This window comes from Pseudoduganella sp. RAF53_2 (assembly GCF_052113985.1).
Taxonomy (GTDB): Bacteria; Pseudomonadota; Gammaproteobacteria; order Burkholderiales; family Burkholderiaceae_D; genus Rugamonas.
Genome location: NZ_JBFRDW010000035.1, coordinates 1 through 17,770, shown reverse-complemented (window position 1 = coordinate 17,770; position 17,770 = coordinate 1). Strand labels below are relative to the sequence as shown.

Annotated in this window: 14 protein-coding genes; 9 read left to right on the top strand and 5 right to left on the bottom strand. The window is 62.1% G+C overall.

Annotation, left to right across the window (positions count from 1 at the left end; translation table 11 throughout):
* The 3 genes from AB4Z11_RS03915 to AB4Z11_RS03905 all read left to right on the top strand — a co-directional run.
* Nucleotides 1-367: hypothetical protein (locus AB4Z11_RS03915; RefSeq protein ID WP_442022896.1), on the top strand; the 367-nt coding region annotated here is incomplete at its 5' end.
* A gap of 7 nt (nt 368-374) precedes the next feature.
* The gene (locus AB4Z11_RS03910) at nt 375-770 is read left to right on the top strand and encodes a GFA family protein (protein ID WP_442022895.1); all 396 of its coding nucleotides are present in this window, start codon (nt 375-377) and stop codon (nt 768-770) included.
* 273 nt (nt 771-1,043) lie between these two features.
* On the top strand, nt 1,044-3,431 hold the full coding sequence (locus tag AB4Z11_RS03905) for a glycoside hydrolase family 95 protein (protein WP_442022894.1): 2,388 nt from the start codon (nt 1,044-1,046) through the stop codon (nt 3,429-3,431).
* Here the strand turns inward: AB4Z11_RS03905 and AB4Z11_RS03900 are convergent.
* Nucleotides 3,418-4,959, bottom strand: a complete 1,542-nt coding sequence (locus AB4Z11_RS03900; RefSeq protein ID WP_442022893.1) for a methyl-accepting chemotaxis protein — start codon at nt 4,957-4,959, stop codon at nt 3,418-3,420. The genes AB4Z11_RS03905 and AB4Z11_RS03900 overlap by 14 nt on opposite strands.
* Before the next feature lie 73 nt (nt 4,960-5,032).
* Here AB4Z11_RS03900 and AB4Z11_RS03895 point away from each other — a divergent pair, with 73 nt between their 5' ends.
* Nucleotides 5,033-8,239, top strand: a complete 3,207-nt coding sequence (locus tag AB4Z11_RS03895; protein WP_442022892.1) for a DUF748 domain-containing protein — start codon at nt 5,033-5,035, stop codon at nt 8,237-8,239.
* Nucleotides 8,240-8,245: 6 nt separating this feature from the next.
* Here the strand turns inward: AB4Z11_RS03895 and AB4Z11_RS03890 are convergent, their stop codons facing one another.
* Nucleotides 8,246-8,440 carry a hypothetical protein gene (locus AB4Z11_RS03890; RefSeq protein WP_442022891.1) on the bottom strand — a complete coding sequence of 65 codons (195 nt, stop codon included), beginning with the start codon at nt 8,438-8,440 and terminating at the stop codon, nt 8,246-8,248.
* A 49-nt stretch (nt 8,441-8,489) separates the two neighbouring features.
* Between AB4Z11_RS03890 and AB4Z11_RS03885 the strand changes: the two genes are divergently transcribed.
* Nucleotides 8,490-9,245 (top strand): alpha/beta fold hydrolase, encoded by a 756-nt coding sequence (locus AB4Z11_RS03885; protein ID WP_442022890.1) that lies wholly within the window; start codon nt 8,490-8,492, stop codon nt 9,243-9,245.
* On the opposite strand, the gene AB4Z11_RS03880 is transcribed toward AB4Z11_RS03885, so the two are convergent.
* On the bottom strand, nt 9,229-9,846 hold the full coding sequence (locus AB4Z11_RS03880) for a hypothetical protein (RefSeq protein WP_442022889.1): 618 nt from the start codon (nt 9,844-9,846) through the stop codon (nt 9,229-9,231). The two genes, AB4Z11_RS03885 and AB4Z11_RS03880, sit on opposite strands and share 17 nt — an antisense overlap.
* Nucleotides 9,847-9,952: 106 nt before the next feature.
* Here AB4Z11_RS03880 and AB4Z11_RS03875 point away from each other — a divergent pair, with 106 nt between their 5' ends.
* The 4 genes from AB4Z11_RS03875 (at nt 9,953) to AB4Z11_RS03860 (ending at nt 16,208) form a co-directional block, all read left to right on the top strand.
* On the top strand, nt 9,953-10,783 hold the full coding sequence (locus AB4Z11_RS03875) for a M15 family metallopeptidase (RefSeq protein ID WP_442022897.1): 831 nt from the start codon (nt 9,953-9,955) through the stop codon (nt 10,781-10,783).
* 69 nt (nt 10,784-10,852) lie between these two features.
* Nucleotides 10,853-14,482, top strand: a complete 3,630-nt coding sequence (tssM, locus tag AB4Z11_RS03870; protein WP_442022888.1) for a type VI secretion system membrane subunit TssM — start codon at nt 10,853-10,855, stop codon at nt 14,480-14,482.
* Nucleotides 14,479-15,438 (top strand): type VI secretion system-associated protein TagF, encoded by a 960-nt coding sequence (tagF, locus tag AB4Z11_RS03865; protein ID WP_442022887.1) that lies wholly within the window; start codon nt 14,479-14,481, stop codon nt 15,436-15,438. The genes tssM and tagF overlap by 4 nt, the downstream gene beginning before the upstream one ends.
* A gap of 11 nt (nt 15,439-15,449) precedes the next feature.
* Nucleotides 15,450-16,208, top strand: coding sequence for an OmpA family protein (locus tag AB4Z11_RS03860; protein ID WP_442022886.1), 759 nt, complete (start codon nt 15,450-15,452; stop codon nt 16,206-16,208).
* Here AB4Z11_RS03860 and icmH read toward each other — a convergent pair.
* Nucleotides 16,205-16,978 carry a type IVB secretion system protein IcmH/DotU gene (icmH, locus tag AB4Z11_RS03855; RefSeq protein WP_442022885.1) on the bottom strand — a complete coding sequence of 258 codons (774 nt, stop codon included), beginning with the start codon at nt 16,976-16,978 and terminating at the stop codon, nt 16,205-16,207. The genes AB4Z11_RS03860 and icmH overlap by 4 nt on opposite strands.
* The coding region (gene tssK, locus AB4Z11_RS03850; RefSeq protein WP_442022884.1) for a type VI secretion system baseplate subunit TssK at nt 16,975-17,770 on the bottom strand (796 nt) is incomplete at its 5' end. The genes icmH and tssK, both read right to left, overlap by 4 nt.

Here is a 17,770-nt window from a genome sequence, read left to right as displayed (position 1 = left end):
GAAGTGGGCGACGCCGCCGAACGTTGTGCCGGAGTTTAAAGAAGTCCGCACGCTGCCGAAAAACGAAAAGGCCTTCGTGCTGATATTCTTTTCGAACCCGAAGGTCTCGACTGAAGGACGGGCGGACGTTGGCTGTGATATTCGAATTACCGGCCCTGACGGTTCCATCCCGATGGATCAGCGGGACACCGTGTGCTACCAGGGCGCGTTCAAAGGCGCGCCGACGAATCTTTATCTGTCGGCGCCCGTGATAGGCTTTGTTGGCGAAGCGGCAGATCCGGCGGGTAAGTGGACGGTGTCGGTCACGCTTAAAGATCGTCTGCGCGGGACGGAACTGCCGCTCAAAACCTCATTCATGCTTCAGTGAACACCATATGACGAATCGCTTAGCTTCATGCAGCTGCGGCCAGCTGACGGCCCAAGTCACCGGAGAGCCGGTGCGGATCTCGCTTTGCCATTGCCTGGCGTGCCAGCGCCGGACTGGCAGCGCGTTTGGCGAACAAGCGCGATTTCGCCGCGAGCATGTTTCGATCGCGGGTGATTCAACGGAGTACGCTCGTGTCGGCGACGAAGGACGCCAGGCGAAATTCCACTTTTGTCCAAAATGCGGATCGACCGTGTTCTACGAGCTGGAAGGCATGGACAAATTCCTCGGGATTCCTGTCGGGGCATTTGCTGATCCAGACTTTCCGCCGCCTGGTATTTCAATTTTCGAGGAGCGAATGCATAGCTGGGTCGTTCCGCCTCCCGACGCCGAGCATATTCCGTGAGCGCAAAGGCAGTTGCCGGCGGCTCGGAGCTCGTCTATGGTGGCAAATCGTTTGCTYATCACAGCGATCATGAGCTGGATTTGCGCCTGACCAGAAAGCTCATTCAACAGCAGGGGCTGTCGCATCCGCCGGGCTCCGTTCACCATCCCAAGCGCTCGCCGAATCAGCTATAACGGCCATTCCAGGCAAATTGGCATACCTTTATCGAAATAAGTTATAGCTCCGCGCGGCGCTGGCGGAAGGATAATTTTTCCATTTCGAACAGGAGGTCGGATGGGCGTGAATGCGACGCGGCGGCAGTTGATGGTGTCTCTGGGATTGGCGACGGCATTTCCCGGCCTTGCCGGGGCGGCGGTAACCGCCACTACGCGTGCTGGGCGCGAGGATCTCGAACTCTGGTACGACAAGCCCGCTGGCCAGTGGGTAGAGGCGCTGCCGGTCGGGAATGGGCGGCTTGGTGCGATGGTGTTTGGCCGTGTTGGTCAGGAGCGCCTGCAGCTGAATGAGGACACCTTGTACGCCGGCGGTCCGAATGATCCCACTCCGCCAGGCTCCCTTGAAGCGCTGCCAAAAGTGCGCGCGCTGATCGACGAAGGCAAGTTCAAGGAAGCGAACGATCTGTGTGGTTCGACCATGATTGCACACCAGCAGATGCCGTATGGTGCTGCGGGTGATTTGCTGATCGATTTCCTGCGGCCAGCCGAGGCCAAAGGGTATCGGCGCTCGCTCAGTCTGGATACGGCCATCACGACCACACGCTTTGCTGCCGGTGCTGCACGCTTCTCACGTGAAGTGTTTGCCAGCCATCCGGATCAGGTGATTGTGATGCACTTGACCGCCTCCGGCGCAGGCGTGCTGGATTTTGACATCGGCTATCGGCATCCGGATACGGCAAAGTATGGCACGACAGCGTCCACCGATAAAGAGGACCTGCGGGCCGGCCAGCGTCCGGCTGATTTGTCGCTGCGTGCGGACGGAGAGAACGCGCTTCTGATCGAGGGGCGCAATATCGAATCGTCCGGAGTGCCGGGGGCGCTGCGCTACGCCGTGCGTGTGCAAGTCGTCGGCGATGGCAAAGTAAAGGTCGATGGGGATCGCCTCCTGGTGCGTGGCGCGCGCAATATTACGCTGCTGATCGGTGCTGCGACCAGCCATGTGAACTACGCCGACGTGAGCGGCGATCCGGTCGCGAAAGTCCGTGCTCAGACTACCGCTGCCGCGCGCAAGCCATACGCGCAGCTTCGCGCCGGCCACGTGAAGGCGCATCAGGCGCTGTTCCGGCGCCTGTCCATTCGCCTGGGCGATGGCGACGCCCGTCCGACCAATGAACGGATTGCGAGTGCGGAGACGCGGCCCGATCCAGCGTTGGCGGCCCTGTACGTGCAATACGCGCGCTATCTGCTGCTGTCCTCTTCACGCGACAGCGAGCCGGCCAATCTGCAGGGTCTCTGGAACGAGGGCACCAATCCGCCATGGGGCGGCAAGTACACCATCAACATCAACACGCAGATGAACTACTGGCCCGCCGACGCGGCTAATATCGGCGAATGCATGGAGCCGCTGCTGCGCATGGTCGAAGGCATGGCTGTCAACGGCGCCATCACCGCACGCAAGTGTTATGGCGCGCGCGGTTGGGTGGCCCATCACAACACGGATCTCTGGCGCGCCACGGCGCCGATCGACGGGCCGCTGTGGGGCATCTGGCCAAGTGGCGGAGCGTGGCTGTGCAAGAACTTGTGGGACCACTACGAATATCACCAGGACGAGGCATGGCTGCGCCGCGTTTATCCTTTGCTGAAGGGGGCATCGCTGTTCTTTGTCGACACGCTGGTCGAAGATCCGCAAGGCCGGGGACTGGTGACGTCACCATCGATCTCGCCAGAGAATCAGCATCACAAAGGCGTGGCGATTTGCGCCGGCCCGGCGATGGACCGCCAGATTCTGCGCGATCTGTTCAGCAATACCCTGGCAGCGCACGCGCTATTAAAGGATAGCGACAGCGAATTTGCGCGGAGCGTGGCGACGGCGCGGGAACGGCTTCCCGCCGACCGCATCGGCGCGCAGGGCCAGTTGCAGGAATGGCTGGAGGACTGGGATGCCGGTGCTCCTGAGCAGCAGCATCGGCACGTATCGCATCTTTACGCCATCTATCCGTCGGAGCAGATCAATGTGCGCGCTAACCCGGAATTGATTGCCGCCGCCAGGGTGACGCTCAATACACGTGGCGACAAGTCGACCGGCTGGGCGACGGCATGGCGGCTGGCGTTGTGGGCGCGCATGGGCGATAGCGAGCGCGCGCATTCGATCCTGCTTGGCTTGCTGGGACCAGAGCGCACTTATCCGAATATGTTCGACGCGCATCCGCCATTCCAGATCGATGGCAATTTCGGCGGCACGGCAGGTATTCTGGAGATGGTGCTGCAGTCCTGGGGCGGTGAGATTCACGTGTTGCCGGCGCTGCCGAAGGCGTGGCCGGACGGTTACGTACGCGGCGTGCGCGCACGCGGCGGCATCGAGGCCGATGTCGAGTGGTCTGCCGGTCGCCTACGGCGGCTGGCCTTGCGTGGCAATCCTGGCGCCAGCGTTGTGGTCCGTCACGCAGGCCGAACGACGACGCTGACGCTGAACGCGCAAGGCCGCGCCGAATTCAGGCCAGTTTAAACACGCGTACCGACTGCGCCAGTTCGTCGGCGCGGTCGCGCAGCACGCTTGCGGCGGCGGCCATCTCTTCGACCAGCGCAGCATTCTGCTGGGTGGCATTGTCCATTTGCGTGATAGCTTCGCCCACCTGACTGACGCCCGTGCTTTGCTCGCCGCTGGCGACGCTGATTTCACCGACGATTTCCGTCACGCGGCGGATGCTGGCGACCACTTCGCCCATGGTGGCGCCGGCCTTGTCCACCAGCCCGGCGCCGGATTCCACGCGCTGTACGCTGTCCGTAATCAGGCCTTTGATTTCGCGCGCGGCTTCCGCGCTGCGGCTGGCCAGCGAGCGCACTTCGCCTGCGACAACGGCAAAGCCGCGTCCCTGTTCACCTGCACGCGCTGCTTCAACCGCGGCGTTCAAGGCCAGGATATTGGTCTGGAAGGCGATGCCGTCGATGACGTTAATGATGTCCGCAATGCGGCGGCTCGAATCGCTGATGCCACGCATGGTGTCGACCACTTGCGAAACGACGTTGCCGCCTTCGGCCGCGACCGCGCTGGCGTCCTGCGCCAGCTTGTTGGCCTGGCGTGCGTTGTCGGCGTTCTGCTTCACGGTTGTGTTGAGCTCTTCCATTGAGGCTGCTGTTTCTTCCAGCGCACTGGCCTGGGTTTCGGTACGGGCGCTCAGGTCCTGATTGCCTTGGGCGATTTCAGTGGAGGCGCCCAGCACGGCATCCGATCCATCGCGCACCTGGCGCACGACGCCCGCCAGCGCTGTCTGCATGCGCTGCAGCGCATCCAGCAGCTGGGCGATTTCGTCCTTCCCGTTGACCTGGATGGGACGTGCCAAATCTCCTTTGGCCACGGCTTCCGCCGCGCTGACCGCCATGCCCATCGAGCGCGTGATGTTCTGCACCAGGTGATAGCCGACGAAGCAGGCCAGGGCAATGCCGATTAAGATCGACGCGATGGAGATGCTGCGCAGCGTCGCACCGCGAGCCGCCGCCTCGTCGTACTGCTGCTTGGCGACGGAAGTCTGTAGCTTGATCAGGGAGTCCAGCGTGTCGGCGACCGGCGTATTCAGCTTGCGCAGCTTTTGCACGACGATGTCGCGCGTCTTGTCCAAATCGCCCGCCTGCAATGCGGCGACCGCGGGATTGATGCCTTCATCCAGCAGTTTGCCGTAAGTTTGCTCGAATTTTTTTGCCAGTTCGCCTTCTTCGGTGGTCAGGTCGCTGTCGCGGTAGTCCTTCCAGGCCTTGTCGATGACGGCCATATTCTCGCCAATCTGTTTCAGCGTGGCGGGAATGGACTCGGGTTTTGCATCCAGCACGGCGTAGGCGAGGGCGATGCGGTTGCGCAGATTCTGGCGGTTGACGGAGGCCAGATAGGCGGTAGGGACGGTGCGGTCTTCGTAGACTGAGCGCAGGGCTTCGTTGGACGTCTTCGTGCCATACAGGCCGATCCCGCCTAGGATGGCGAGCAAGATTGACATGAAGCCAACGAGCAGAAACAGACGAACAGAGATCTTCACGTTGTTCATTCTTCCTATCTCCCCTGTAATGATTTTTGGTTCAATATACCCCACGGTCGCTTGATTGAGTGATAATTTCGGTATGAAGAAGTTACCGCTTAAATTTTTGATCCCCGGCGGCGTCGCCGGGGTTGCACTGGCCTACACCGGTCTGGGGTTCCTGGCCGTTCCGGCCATCGTCAAGTCGCAGGCCGAAAGCATGGCGATGGAAAAGCTGCATCGCCAGCTGACTATCGACAAAGTGGAGTTCAATCCCTTTACTTTGTCGGCGTCGATACAGGGAGTGAAGATGATGGAGCCGGAGGGCGGCGCCGTCTTTGCCAGCTTTGATCGGCTTGGCGTGGACCTGTCCTGGCAGTCGCTGTCCAAGCTGGCGCCTGTGGTGCAGGAGACACGCCTGACAGGCCCTTATGTCCACCTGGTCCGCAAGGACGAAAACCACTACAGCATCGACGATATCCTGGCCCTGATTGCGGCCCAGCCGCCGTCGCCGGAGCCGGCGCGCTTCTCGGTGAATAACATCCAGGTGGAGCAGGGGCGGGGCGAGTTCGAGGACCGTCCGGCGGGCGTGACGCATAAAGTGGCGGACTTGAAGCTTGGGCTGCCGTTTGTGTCCTCGCTGCCTGCCGATGTGACGGTATTCGTCGAACCGCTGTTTAGCGCGAAGGTGAATGGTGCGCCGCTGCAGCTGAAGGGCAAAGCGCGTCCATTCGCGGAGCCGAAGGATTATGCGCTGGATCTGACGCTGGATGACGTTGATGTCACCGGCTATCTCGGCTATCTGCCTTATAAACCGCGCTTCAAGATGAGCGGTGCGCGCCTGAATACGGCGCTGCATCTGGCTTTCGTTCGGCCGAAGGATAAGCCAGCAACCATCGTCCTTGATGGCCGGGCCTCGCTGAAGTCGTTGGCATTGGCGGATTCGGACGGCAAGCAGTTGCTGAAGGTTGACGAGCTTTCCACGCAATTGGGCAAGCTGGATTTGCTGGCCAAGCGCTTCGACATCACGCGCGTAGGCATCGACGGTCTGGAACTGGCGATGCAGCGCGGGCGCAATGGCAAGCTGGATCTGGCGGAGCTGTTGTCGCCGCCCGCGGCCGCAGTTCCGGCGCCTGCCGCTGCGCCCGCGCCTGCTCCGAAAGCCGCGCCGTCCGCCGTACAAGTGGCCCTGAAGGAGTTGGCAGTACACGATGCCGCCGTGCGCTATGTGGACGATCCAATGCAAGCCGGCGTGCGCAAACTGAATCTGACCRTGCGCGACCTCGCCGCCGACATCGGCAAAAACACCATCGCTGTCGGCGCCATCGCCTCCGACAGCGCGGAGATCGACTATCGCCAGGGCCGCCGCACTGCGGCTGCTGCGCCCGCACCTGCGTCTACGTCTGCCGCTGCGAAAGCGAAGGAAGAGGGCGCGCAGATGCTGGTCACGATCGGCGATATCGATCTGAACAACTGGACCGGTCATGTGGAAGACGGCAGCAGCCATGCGCTGCCGGTGGTCTTCAATCTGTCGCCGGTAAGCCTGTCGATGCAGGGTTACTCCACCGCGGCGGAGAGCAGCAGCACGGTAGACCTGAAAGCGACCGTGAATAAATCGGGCCAGCTAAATATCAAGGGCAAGCTCGCGCTATCGCCGTTCGAGGGCGATCTGGCGCTGGACGTGAAAAACTTCGACCTGTTGCCGCTGCAGCCCTACGTGACCGACTACGTGAATCTGCGCCTGACGCAGGCGGCCATCTCCGGCAAGACCCAGCTCAAACTCGGTGGCGGCAAGGGCAGTTTGAAAGGTGATGTCAGCGTGAGCCGTCTGGCGACCGTGGACAAAGCCAGCGCCAATGATTTCCTGAGCTGGAAATCGCTGGCCTTCGATGGCATGGACATGAACTTCAGTCCCTTCTCGCTGAGCGTTGACCGGGTAGCACTCGCGGACTTCTTTGCCCGTGTGATTATCGACCCCAATGGCCGCATCAATGTGCAGGACGTGACGCGCAAGGAAGGCGAAGAAGAGAAAAGCCTGACGGAAGCAGGCACGCGTGCGAAGACTGCCGCTGCCGCCAAGGCGGCGCCGAAGCCCGAAGCGACGGCGCAATCATCCGAACCGCTGCCACCCATCCGCATCGGCAAGCTGGAACTGACCGGCGGGCGCGTACGCTTCACGGACAACTTCATCAAGCCGAACTACACGGCCAATCTGAAGGACCTGGGCGGCACGGTGACGGGGCTGTCATCGGATGATAAGAGCAGCGCGAACGTGAGCCTGAAGGGCAATGTGAACAGCGCGCCGCTGTCGATCGCGGGACGCGTGAATCCCTTGAAGCGCGATCTGTCACTGGATTTGCGAGCGGACGTACGCGGCATGGAACTGGCGCAGTTGTCTGCATACTCGGACAAGTACGTCGGCTACGGCATTGAGAAAGGCAAGCTGACGTTTGAAGTGGCTTACCAGCTGGAACACCGCCAGCTGAAGGCCGAAAACCGCCTGGTGCTGGACCAGCTCACCTTCGGCAAGGAGAGCACGAATCCGGATGCGCCGCGCATGCCGGTGCAGCTGGCCGTGGYGCTGCTGAGCGACCGCAATGGCGTCATCGATATCAATGTGCCGATCGGCGGTTCGCTGGACGATCCGCAATTCTCGATTGGCGGCATCATCCTCAAGATCATCGGCAATGCGATCATGAAGACGGTGACGGCGCCRTTCTCGCTGATTGGTTCGCTGTTTGGCGGTGGTGGCAGCGAAGAGCTGTCCATGCTCGAATTCGATGCCGGGCGCGCGGCTGTGCTACCTGCGAGCGAAAGCAAGCTGAAATCGATCGCCAAGGCGCTGACTGAGCGTCCAGGCCTGAAGCTCGATATCACGGGCCGTTACGATGCGAGCGAACTGGATGCGATGAAACAGGCAGCGCTGGAACGCAAGCTGCGCGCAGCGAAAACCAAGGATCTGCTGGCACGCGGCGGTACACTGCCGGAAGGCGGCGTCACCGTGAGCAAGGACGAGCGCGCGGGCTTGCTGGCCAAGGCGTACAAGGACGAGACGTTCAACAAGCCGCGCAATGTGCTGGGTCTTCAGAAGTCCCTGCCGCCGGAAGAGATGGAAAAACTCATCCTCGCCAATATCACCATCGAGGATGATGATTTGCTCGCGCTGGGTAATCGCCGCGCGCAGGCGGCGAAGGATTGGCTGATCAACACGGGACAGGTGCCAGGCGAGCGCATTTTCATCATTGGCGCCAAGCCGGCATCGAAAGACGATAAAGGCTCGGTGAGCCGCGTCGATTTCGCCCTGCACTAAGGTCCGTCAGGCGCGGGTTCCCTGCGCCTGTTTGCCGCTCAACTCACGCAGGATGGCTTCGTTGACGGCGGGCTGGTCGTCCGCCTTGCGGCGGGTGAGCAGTTTGCCGTCTACGACCACCTGCTCGTCGATCCAGCCGGCTGCATTTGGCGGCACGCCCTGAATTTCGTCACCCTGCGGTGTATGCGCGGATGTGCGCACGCGAACAGCAGCCGTGCGACAATGGGCCTTTATTGCCGAGGGAGGCCATATGCAATTGCAATTGGGTGAGAACTCTCTGTACTACGAATTGATAGCCGGTGACGACACGCGGCCGTTGCTGGTGTTTCTGCACGAAGGACTCGGCTGCACGGCCATGTGGAAGGATTTCCCGCGTCATTTGTGCGAGGCGACGGGACGCGCGGGGCTGGTCTACGACCGGCTGGGTTATGGCCAGTCTTCACCGCTGAGAAAGCGCCGCGGTATCAACTATCTCCACGAATATGCGCTGCTTGAGTTGCCGGAAGTGCTGGCACGGCTGGCCGATGGGCGCGAGTATGTGATCGTCGGCCATTCGGATGGCGCCAGCATTGCGCTCATCCACGCGGCGGACCAGCCGGCCGGTTTGCGCGGCGTGATCTCGGCAGCGGCGCATGTCTTTGTTGAACCGTTGACGCTGGAAGGCGTGCGCGTGGCGCGCGATTCGCATGGCGCGGGCAAGATGCGCGGACTGTCGCGCTACCACGGCGATAAGGCGGAGACCATCTTCTTCGCCTGGGCCGACACCTGGCTGGACCCCGCCTTCGTACACTGGAATATCGAGTACCTGCTGCCGTCGGTCGCTTGCCCCTTGCTGGCGATGCAAGGCCGCGATGACCAATATGGATCGGGCGCGCAGCTCGATTCGATCGCTGCGAAAGCGGTCAATGCGCGCAAGCTGGTGGTTGATGACTGTGGCCACAGTCCACACATCGAACAGCCGGATGCGGTGGTGGATTATATGGCGGAGTTCATTCGCTCCCTGTGACGCGGCAGGCACTGTCATAGGTCCAGCGCCCGGCGCAGGTGCGGGCATGACATAAGGCTGCCTCTTCTCCGGCCAGCCTGGCGCAGCGGCGCAGCAGGGTGGCCGTGCTTTGCTGGCCGTCCGCCGCATCCAGGCCGTTCGCATGGGCCATCAACGCGGCGAGCAGGGCGACGTCGCTATCGCGTTCCGAGGGCTTGATCGGCAACGCCGGGCTCTGTACCGGCGGCTTCGCAGCATGTGCCCGCGCGGATGGCGTAGTGGCGTGCGCCGCCATTGATGCTGCGGCCGACAGCGCTGCACCAGGCGCCGAAGCGGCGACGTGCTTCTGCAAGGGTTCATTCACAATCGCAGCTGCCAGCTGTTGCGCTTCTTCCTCACTCTTGACGATTGGCGGTGGCGGCGCCGGCTTGAGCGCCGGATGAAGCGCCGGATGAAGCGCAACGTCCGTTCCCCATTCAGTGATGGCCGCCGCCAGTGCCGCAACGCAGAGCGCAATGCCGGCCGCATACACAAGCTGCTTGCGCGGCGGACGTGATGCGGGCGGTGGAGGCTCGCTGCGGCCGTGCTCCAGCTGATTGAGAATGCGCTTTGACGAATCCACTGTACACCTCCTCGGCTTGATCTGGGCCGAAACGGCAGGTGCGCCGCTGCCCTACGATGAGCAAGTGTCGCGTGCGGCGCGGCGTCCCGTTTTGATGGAGCGCACCATGTTGCCAATTTTCGTGGTCATGTTATTCCTGCTGGTCTGCGGCGTAGGCTGGGTGTTGCTGTTTCCTGACGCCGGCGAGGCCGTGCAGCGTGGCGTGAGCGCATTGTTGGCGCAGATGACGCGCCTTCTGGGTGCCGTCACCGCAAACATCTCGCGCCAGGCGCCCAGTGTGGCCGAGGATGGAAGGGCGGGCATGCAGCTGCTTGCGGCGCTGCTTCGGCGGCATTGGATTCTGCTGACTGTCGCGTGCGCGCTGGTGGTGCTGCCGCCGTTGGCAGTCTGGCTGGCAGGCGGCAAAGTCGCTCTCCCTGAATCCGGCGCACGAAGCATCAATCCACAGTTGGAAAGCCTGCTGCGCGGCGAGCATCTGGTGCCGCCACCGCCGCTGCCGCCGATGGTATTCACGTCGGCCGAAGTGACAGTCGTGCGGCCGATGCTTGACACGGCCAATCGCAACTGGACACTGCTTGACTCCGAGTTTTCCCAGCGCCTGCTGGTGGTATTCAAGATCATGCGCGAGCAGCACGGTTATGAAATGGCCCTGCTGGAAGGCTATCGAAGTCCCGAACGCCAGAACCAGCTCGCCGACGCTGGCAATAACGTCACCAGCGCCCGTGCATTCCAGAGCTATCACCAATACGGCCTGGCTGCCGATTGCGCCTTCATGCGCGACGGCCATCTGGTGATCTCCGAGCGCGATCCCTGGGCCATGCGCGGCTATCAGCTGTATGGCGAGGTGGCCGAATCAGTCGGCCTGAATTGGGGCGGACGCTGGACGATGATGGATTTCGGTCATATCGAGCTGCGCAAACCACGCAAGGAGCATTGAGCTCGCTCAAAAAGGCTGTGCCGTGTTGATGGCACCATCGACCGGCTGCCCAACCTAATGCGAGCGACCATGCTGCGACGAATCTGGTACTTTCTGACCGACACGCGCAATCTCACCATCATAGGCTTCGCCGCATTGGCAGGCTTCTTCTGCCTTGGCGCCGAAGTGCTGGAACTGGCGCTGATCTGGGCTATCGTGGCCACGGCCGTCTGTCTGCTGTTGTGGCTTGCGGTATGGTGGCTGCGGCGCGTTCTGGCCGCGCACAAGGCCGAGCGCCTCGCCAGAGCGATGGAGCCGCCGCCGCCCGATCCGAACCAGCAGCAGCGTGACGACGTCAATGCCATCCACGACGAGATGCTGAAGGCGATCGGCACGATCAGGCACTCGAAACTGGGTATAGCGTCCGGCACACGGGCGCTGTATGAACTGCCGTGGTACATGATCATTGGGAATCCAGCTGCCGGCAAGAGCAGCGCGATTACGCAATCCGGCCTGCAGTTCCCCTTCGCAGACAGCAAAGTGGTGCAGGGCGTTGGCGGCACGCGCAATTGCGACTGGTTCTTCACGACCGAAGGCATACTGCTCGATACCGCAGGCCGTTACGCAGTAGAAGACGAACACCGTGGCGAGTGGGTGGGCTTTCTGGAACTATTGAAGAAGCACCGCTCGCGCGCGCCAATCAATGGCATTCTGATTGCCATCAGCGTTGCCGAGCTGCGCGGCGACGATCCTGAAGCTGCCATCAAGCTCGCACGCAGCTTGCGCAAACGTGTGCAGGACCTGATCGAACAGCTGGAAGTCTTCGCTCCCGTCTACGTGCTGTTCACCAAAGCCGATCTGATCGCTGGCTTCTCCGAATTCTTCGCCCACACGGAACGCAATGAGCGCGACCGTGTCTGGGGCGCGACCATGCCTTACAAGCGCAAGGCGGGCAGCAAGGAAATGCTTTCCTTCTTCGATCAAAGCTTCGATGAGCTGTGCGAAGGCCTGAAGGATATGGGTGTCGCCAATATGGCGCAGCAACGGCGTGATCGCGTGCTGCCCGGCGTTTATACCTTCCCGCTGGAGTTCGCCGCCGCACGCGTGCCGTTGCGCGCCTTCCTCGCCACCCTGTTCGAGGAAAATCCTTTTCAGTTCAAGCCGGTGTTTCGAGGCTTCTACTTCACCAGCGCCTTGCAGGAAGGCGCTCCATCGGGTGCTCAGACGCGGCGTGTGGCACGTCGTTTCGCGCTGGCCACCGCGATGCAGCCAGTGCCGCATGGTGCGCAGTCGGGCTTCTTCCTGTTGGATCTGTTTCGTAAGGTGATCTTCGCGGATAAGCAACTTGTATCGCAATACACAAGCCGCACGCGGATGCGTCTGAAGTATGCGGGCTTTGCCGCCGCGGCGCTGCTGCTTGGCGGTGCGCTAGGTGGCTGGAGCTGGTCCTACTCCGGCAATCGCGAACTGGTACGCGCCGTGCAGGCGGATCTCGACAAAGCCGTGCGTGTACAGAACGGTCGTCTGGACTTGCAATCGCGCCTGCAGGCGCTGGAGATCCTGCAGGATCGTATGGCCCAGCTGGAAAAACTGCGCAAAGAGCGTCCGTGGCTGCTGGACATGGGGCTGTACCAGGGGGCGCTACTCGAAGCAAAGCTGCGTGAGGAATACTTCGCCGGCATGAAAGAAGTTCTGGTCAAGCCGGTTGCCGCCAGCCTTGAAGCGCTGTTATATGACCATGCCAACGGCGTGCCGGAAGATGTCTATAACGCTTTGAAGACCTATCTGATGCTGTGCGAGCCCGCGCGCGCGGAAGCTACGCATATGACTGACCAGCTCACACGGCACTGGCGCGGCTGGCTGGAGTCGAACCGCGCCAGTATGCCGCGTGAGCAAATGATTCGCAGCGCTGAACGATTGCTGAACTTCTATCTGAGCCGGATGGGCGATTCCTCATGGCCGCGCATCGAACAGAAGCTGACGCTGGTCGACGCGGCGCGCGAGCATCTACGCCATGTCGTGCGCGGCATGCCGGCACGCGACCGGGTTTATGCCGAGGTGAAGGCGCGCGCCAATACGCGTTTCCAGAGCATGTCGGTGGCGCGCATCGCTGGCGAACAGGATCTGACCGTGATCGCCGGCAGCCACGCGATTCCCGGCGCCTTCACCCGCGAGGCATGGGAAAAGTATGTTGAGGGCGCGTTCAAAGAGGCCGCCGGTCACGAGCTGCAAAGCACGGATTGGGTGTTGAAGACTTCCAGCAAAGACGATCTGTCGTTGGAAGGAAGCCCGGAGCAAATTCAGAAGAACCTGGTGGAGATGTACAAAAGTGAATACGTAAAAGAATGGCGAGCCTTCGTGCAGGGCATCGCGATCGCCGACATGGGCAATTTCAATGGCGCGGTGGGTGCGATGAACCGGCTGGGCGACCCGCAAACTTCGCCTATCGCGAAGGTGCTCAACACCGTCTATGAGCAGACTGCCTGGGATAACCCGGCGGAACTCAACGCGCAGATGGCACAGGCGCAAACGGGCGTGATCTACTGGCTGCGGTCGCGGCTCTTCCAGCGCGCGCCGTCCGGCGTGAATATTCAGGTGAACCTGACGCCCGGCGAACGAGCGGTGGGCGCGGTCGGCCGCGAATTCGCCGCCTTGGGCAAGCTGGTCGCGCCGCGCGACAAGGATGCGTCACCGATCCGCGCGTATCTCGATGCGCTGTCGCGCTTGCGTACGCGGCTGAATAGCCTGAAGAATCAGGGCGATCCCGGTCCCGGCGCGCGCCAATTCATGCAGCAAACGCTGGAGGGATCGGGCTCCGAACTGGCCGACGCCTTGCGCCTGGTCGATGAACAAATGCTGATGGGGATGAACGATGTGCAGAAACAGGCGATCCGGCCCATCCTTGTACGGCCGCTGATTCAGACCTTTTCCATCATCATCGGCCCGGCGGAGGCCGAAATCAACAAGACCTGGCTGGCGCAGGTTTATGAGCCTTTCAACCGTTCGCTGGCGGGCAAATATCCCTTTACGCCCAATGCGCATATCGAAGCCAGTCAGGCGGAGATTGCGCAGTTCTTCGGCCCGGATGGGCTGGTTGCAAAATTCGTCAACACTGCCATGGGGCCGCTGGTTGTGCGGCGCGGAGATGTAATCGCGCCACGCACCTGGGCTGACATGGGCATCACGCTGGCGCCACAAGCCGTGCAGCGCTTTGCCGGATGGATCGCTCCAATCGGTGCGGGCGGGGTGGCGGCATCGGCGGCTGCGCAAACGGTGTTCCAGATCCTGCCGTCGCCCGCGCCGGGAACGCTGGAGTACACGATCGACATCGATGGCCAGCAGCTGCGCTACCGGAACACGCCGGCGCAGTGGGCAAATATGGTCCATCCGGGGCCGCAAGGTGTGCCGGGCGCGCACATCACGGCAGTGACCTTCGATGGACGCAATGTAGAGATTCTCAACGAGCCTGGCCAGTTCGGCCTGCGCCGCATGATTGAGGCGGCGACGCGCACGCGCAAGGAGGGCGGCGTGCACGAGTTGCGCTGGTCGGCAGGAGGCGTCAGTGTGGCGGTTGATCTGCGGATCATTAGCAGCCCCGAAGCGTCGCCTACTGCGCAGGCGCCGCAGGAACAGGGCTTCCGTGGCCTGCGTCTGCCGGAAACCATAGTCGGCGCTCCGCCCATCACTGCCGTCGCGACCATCACCGGAGAACACCAATGACGCAGCTCGCGATAAGCTACTTTGGCAAGCTGCCAGCGCGCAGCGATTTCGTAAAATCGGCCGGCGACCGGCGGCTGCTGGAACTGCTGGATCAGTGGCTGGCGGATGTGATGAATCAGCTGACACCCAATCCACGCTGGCGTCAGCACTACGATGCCATGCGTCCGGTGCACTTCGCCTTCATCGGCACACGCAATAAGGTGGCGATAGCGGGCCATCTCGCGGCCAGCCGGGACCAGTCCGAGCGGCGCTTTCCCTTCGTGACGATGAGCGCGATGAAGTTGGAAGATCCGCTGGCCTTTCTGCCTGGCAGCCCGCTGGTGTTGGCGCCGTTCTGGCAGGAGCTGGAGGAACACACGGCGGATGCTCAATCCGCTCACGATCCCGCCGCCGCGCTTCAGCGGCTTGCCGGGAGCGCGATAGACGTGGATGCGACGGGCCAGGACTGCATACAAAAGCTGAATAATTTCCTGACTCAGGCCACGCTGGCCGACCTGGATGCGATGCTGGAAATGAAGGGTGGTGCACGTCGCCTGGTCCTCACGCTTGGCCTGCTGCTATGGCCCATGCATGCCCACTCAGGCGCGCGGCTGTCGAAGAGCCTTGTGCTGCCGCTGCCCGCCGCTTTGCGCGAGCGCATGCTGAGTTGTGCATTCTGGCTGCAGCTGGGCAGCGTGTTCCTGCGCGGCGTAGACATGGAACTGGCGCTGTTTCTGTGCGAACGTGAAGGCCGGCACACGCTGGTTGCAGGTTTTAACGGCGCCAATGCGGCCACGCTGCAAGCGATCATCGATCCGGAATTCGCGGCCGAGCAGCAGATTGTCGTAGCGGACAACAACTGGCTGGAAAGCGAGCTGGCAGCGATGCCGGAGGCCGAACACCTGGCTGCCTGCCTGGCGCAGCCCCAGTTGCCGCTGGCCGCCGCCTTGCGGCTTTTCCGTGAAACCTTTTCCTGAGAGAGTGCGATATGCGCCGCCTGTTGCTTCTATTTGCGGTTCCATTCATTGTGCATGCGCAGGTCCCAGCGCCGCATCCCGGTCAGGTTCTGGTCAGCGGGACTGTGCCCGACGAAGCAGCCAAGGCAGCGTTGCTGCAAAAGGTACGCGATATGTACGGCACCGATCTGGTGGTCGACCAGATCGCCATCGGCACGGTGGCTATGCCGCCCGACTGGACCAGCCATGTGCAGAAGCTGATTACGTCAAATCTGAAACAAGTGACTAAAGGCCAACTGCGCATCGACGGCAGCACAATCAGTATCCGCGGCGAGGTCGCTAACGAGGCGCAACGGCAGCAGATTGCCAGCGATATGGCGACCAGCCTCAATCCCAGCTATACCGTCAACAATGGCCTGCGCGTCAGCGCCGCCGAGCAGGAAGTGCTGGACGCGGCGCTGGCCAGGCGCATCATCGAGTTCGAGAGTGGCCAGGCGGCGATCCGGCCTTCGGGGCAGGCGATTCTGGACGAGATGGCGGCAGCGCTGCAGAAGGTGAAGGGCAAGAAAGTCGAAGTCATTGGCCATACCGACAATACAGGCTTGCGCGAAACGAATCTGGCACTCAGTCTGGCCCGTGCCGAAGCAGTACGCTCTTATCTCGCGGCGAAAGGCATCAACACCGCGCTGATCTCCGTTTCCGGCCAGGGCCCGGATCGTCCAGTGGCAGAGAATTCGACGGCGGAAGGCCGCGCGCGCAACCGCCGCATCGAATTCCGCGTTGCCGATTAGGGCAGGGTGATCGTCAGGTTGGCCGGGCGTGGCGCCAGCTTGACGATGCCAGCGTAGGGCGCCAGCGCCGATTGCGCACTGCTGTCCAGCGATGACTTCAGACCGATGAAGACCCCTATGCCAAGCAAGGCAAACACGGAGCAAAGTGCCCACAGCGGCAGGCCAGTCCGCAATGTGTGAACCACCTGGTCGGGCCGGTCGGCGCGCGGCGCAAAGCCTTTGCTCTTGCCCTTGATATGGGCGATTTCGTCGCCCAGACGYGCGGTCATGTAGGCAAGACGATCGCCGCCGTCGAGCGCGTATTTTCCTTTGAAGCCGAGCAGCAGGCACATATGGAAGACCTGCAGCGCCTGTAGCCGTGCGCCGCCGCTGGTGCGCAGCGCTTCGAGCCGATCGAAGAAATGCTCACCCGCCAGCTGGTCGCCGAACTCCACCAGCTGCAAGGGGCGTTGTTCCCAGGCGTCGCGCAGCGGAAAATGCGATGCCAGCACGATTTCGTCGAGGGCTGCACAGAAGGCGTACTTCGCAGCATCGATGTCGTCGCCGTGTGCCCGCAGGTTGCGGGCGTCGCGGTCGAAGTCCTTAAGAAAGTTGCCGACCTTTTCCAGAAATTCCTCGCAGGCGGGAGGCTCGCTGCCGTTCCGCAGCAGGAAAAGCATGTGGAAGCCCTCGTGCATCAAGTCCAGCAGCGACTGAATGCGCACGCCGTCGGCGCTCGCTGCGGCGCCGAACAGGGACGGCGCGGCGCGCCGTTCGATTTGGGGAGTCATGCCGTCACCGCGATCAGTTCGAGCCGCAGATCCTTGATTCCTGCGGGCGCGTAGATGGAAATGGACTGAGCCTTCAGCATCTGCTCATACAGCACGCCGCGGTTCTCCAGCGCGAAGTAGTAGGTGTCGGGACGGACCGGGATGGCGGCGGGTACCTGTGGAGCGTGCGCCAGTTTGACACCCGGCATGGCGGAGAGCACGCATTTTTCCACGTCGTCCGGTGCCCCAACCTTGACCCGCAAAGGCACAACTTCCACCAGCTCCAGCGCGGGCAGTGCGGCGCCGATCGCCAGATAGAGCGTCGTATCGGTACCGATTTTTCCGGAATCGAGTTTGCCGAGGTGGTAGCAGGGCTTGTCCTCGGTGAGCGCGATGGCGAAGTAGCGGGCCGAGATCACGGTGTCCAGCAAGTCGCGGATGATGGCGTCCAGGCGCTGGAAGCCGTCGGCCGGCGATGAATGCTCGTAGACCGGGAGCTGATTGAGCTGATAGCTTTTTGAGTAGGTCATCAAGGCGCCGGCGAGACCCAGCATGGCCTCGAACAAGCGTTCCGGGTGCAGTTGCGGATGACGCAGATAGTGCATCAGCATGGCCGCCGAGGTGCTGGCCGTATGCAGCAGCCAGAAACTGGACACGTCACCCGAGCGGAATTCGATCACATTACGGCTGGGCTCCCGCATATGGCCTTGCAGGGCATTGACCTTGGCCTGCAGCGCGTCGAGGAGCTGTTCAAGTCGCTGTTTGAGGCGCGGTGCAGCGGATAGCGACAAGGCCGGCGGCAGGAATGAGGGA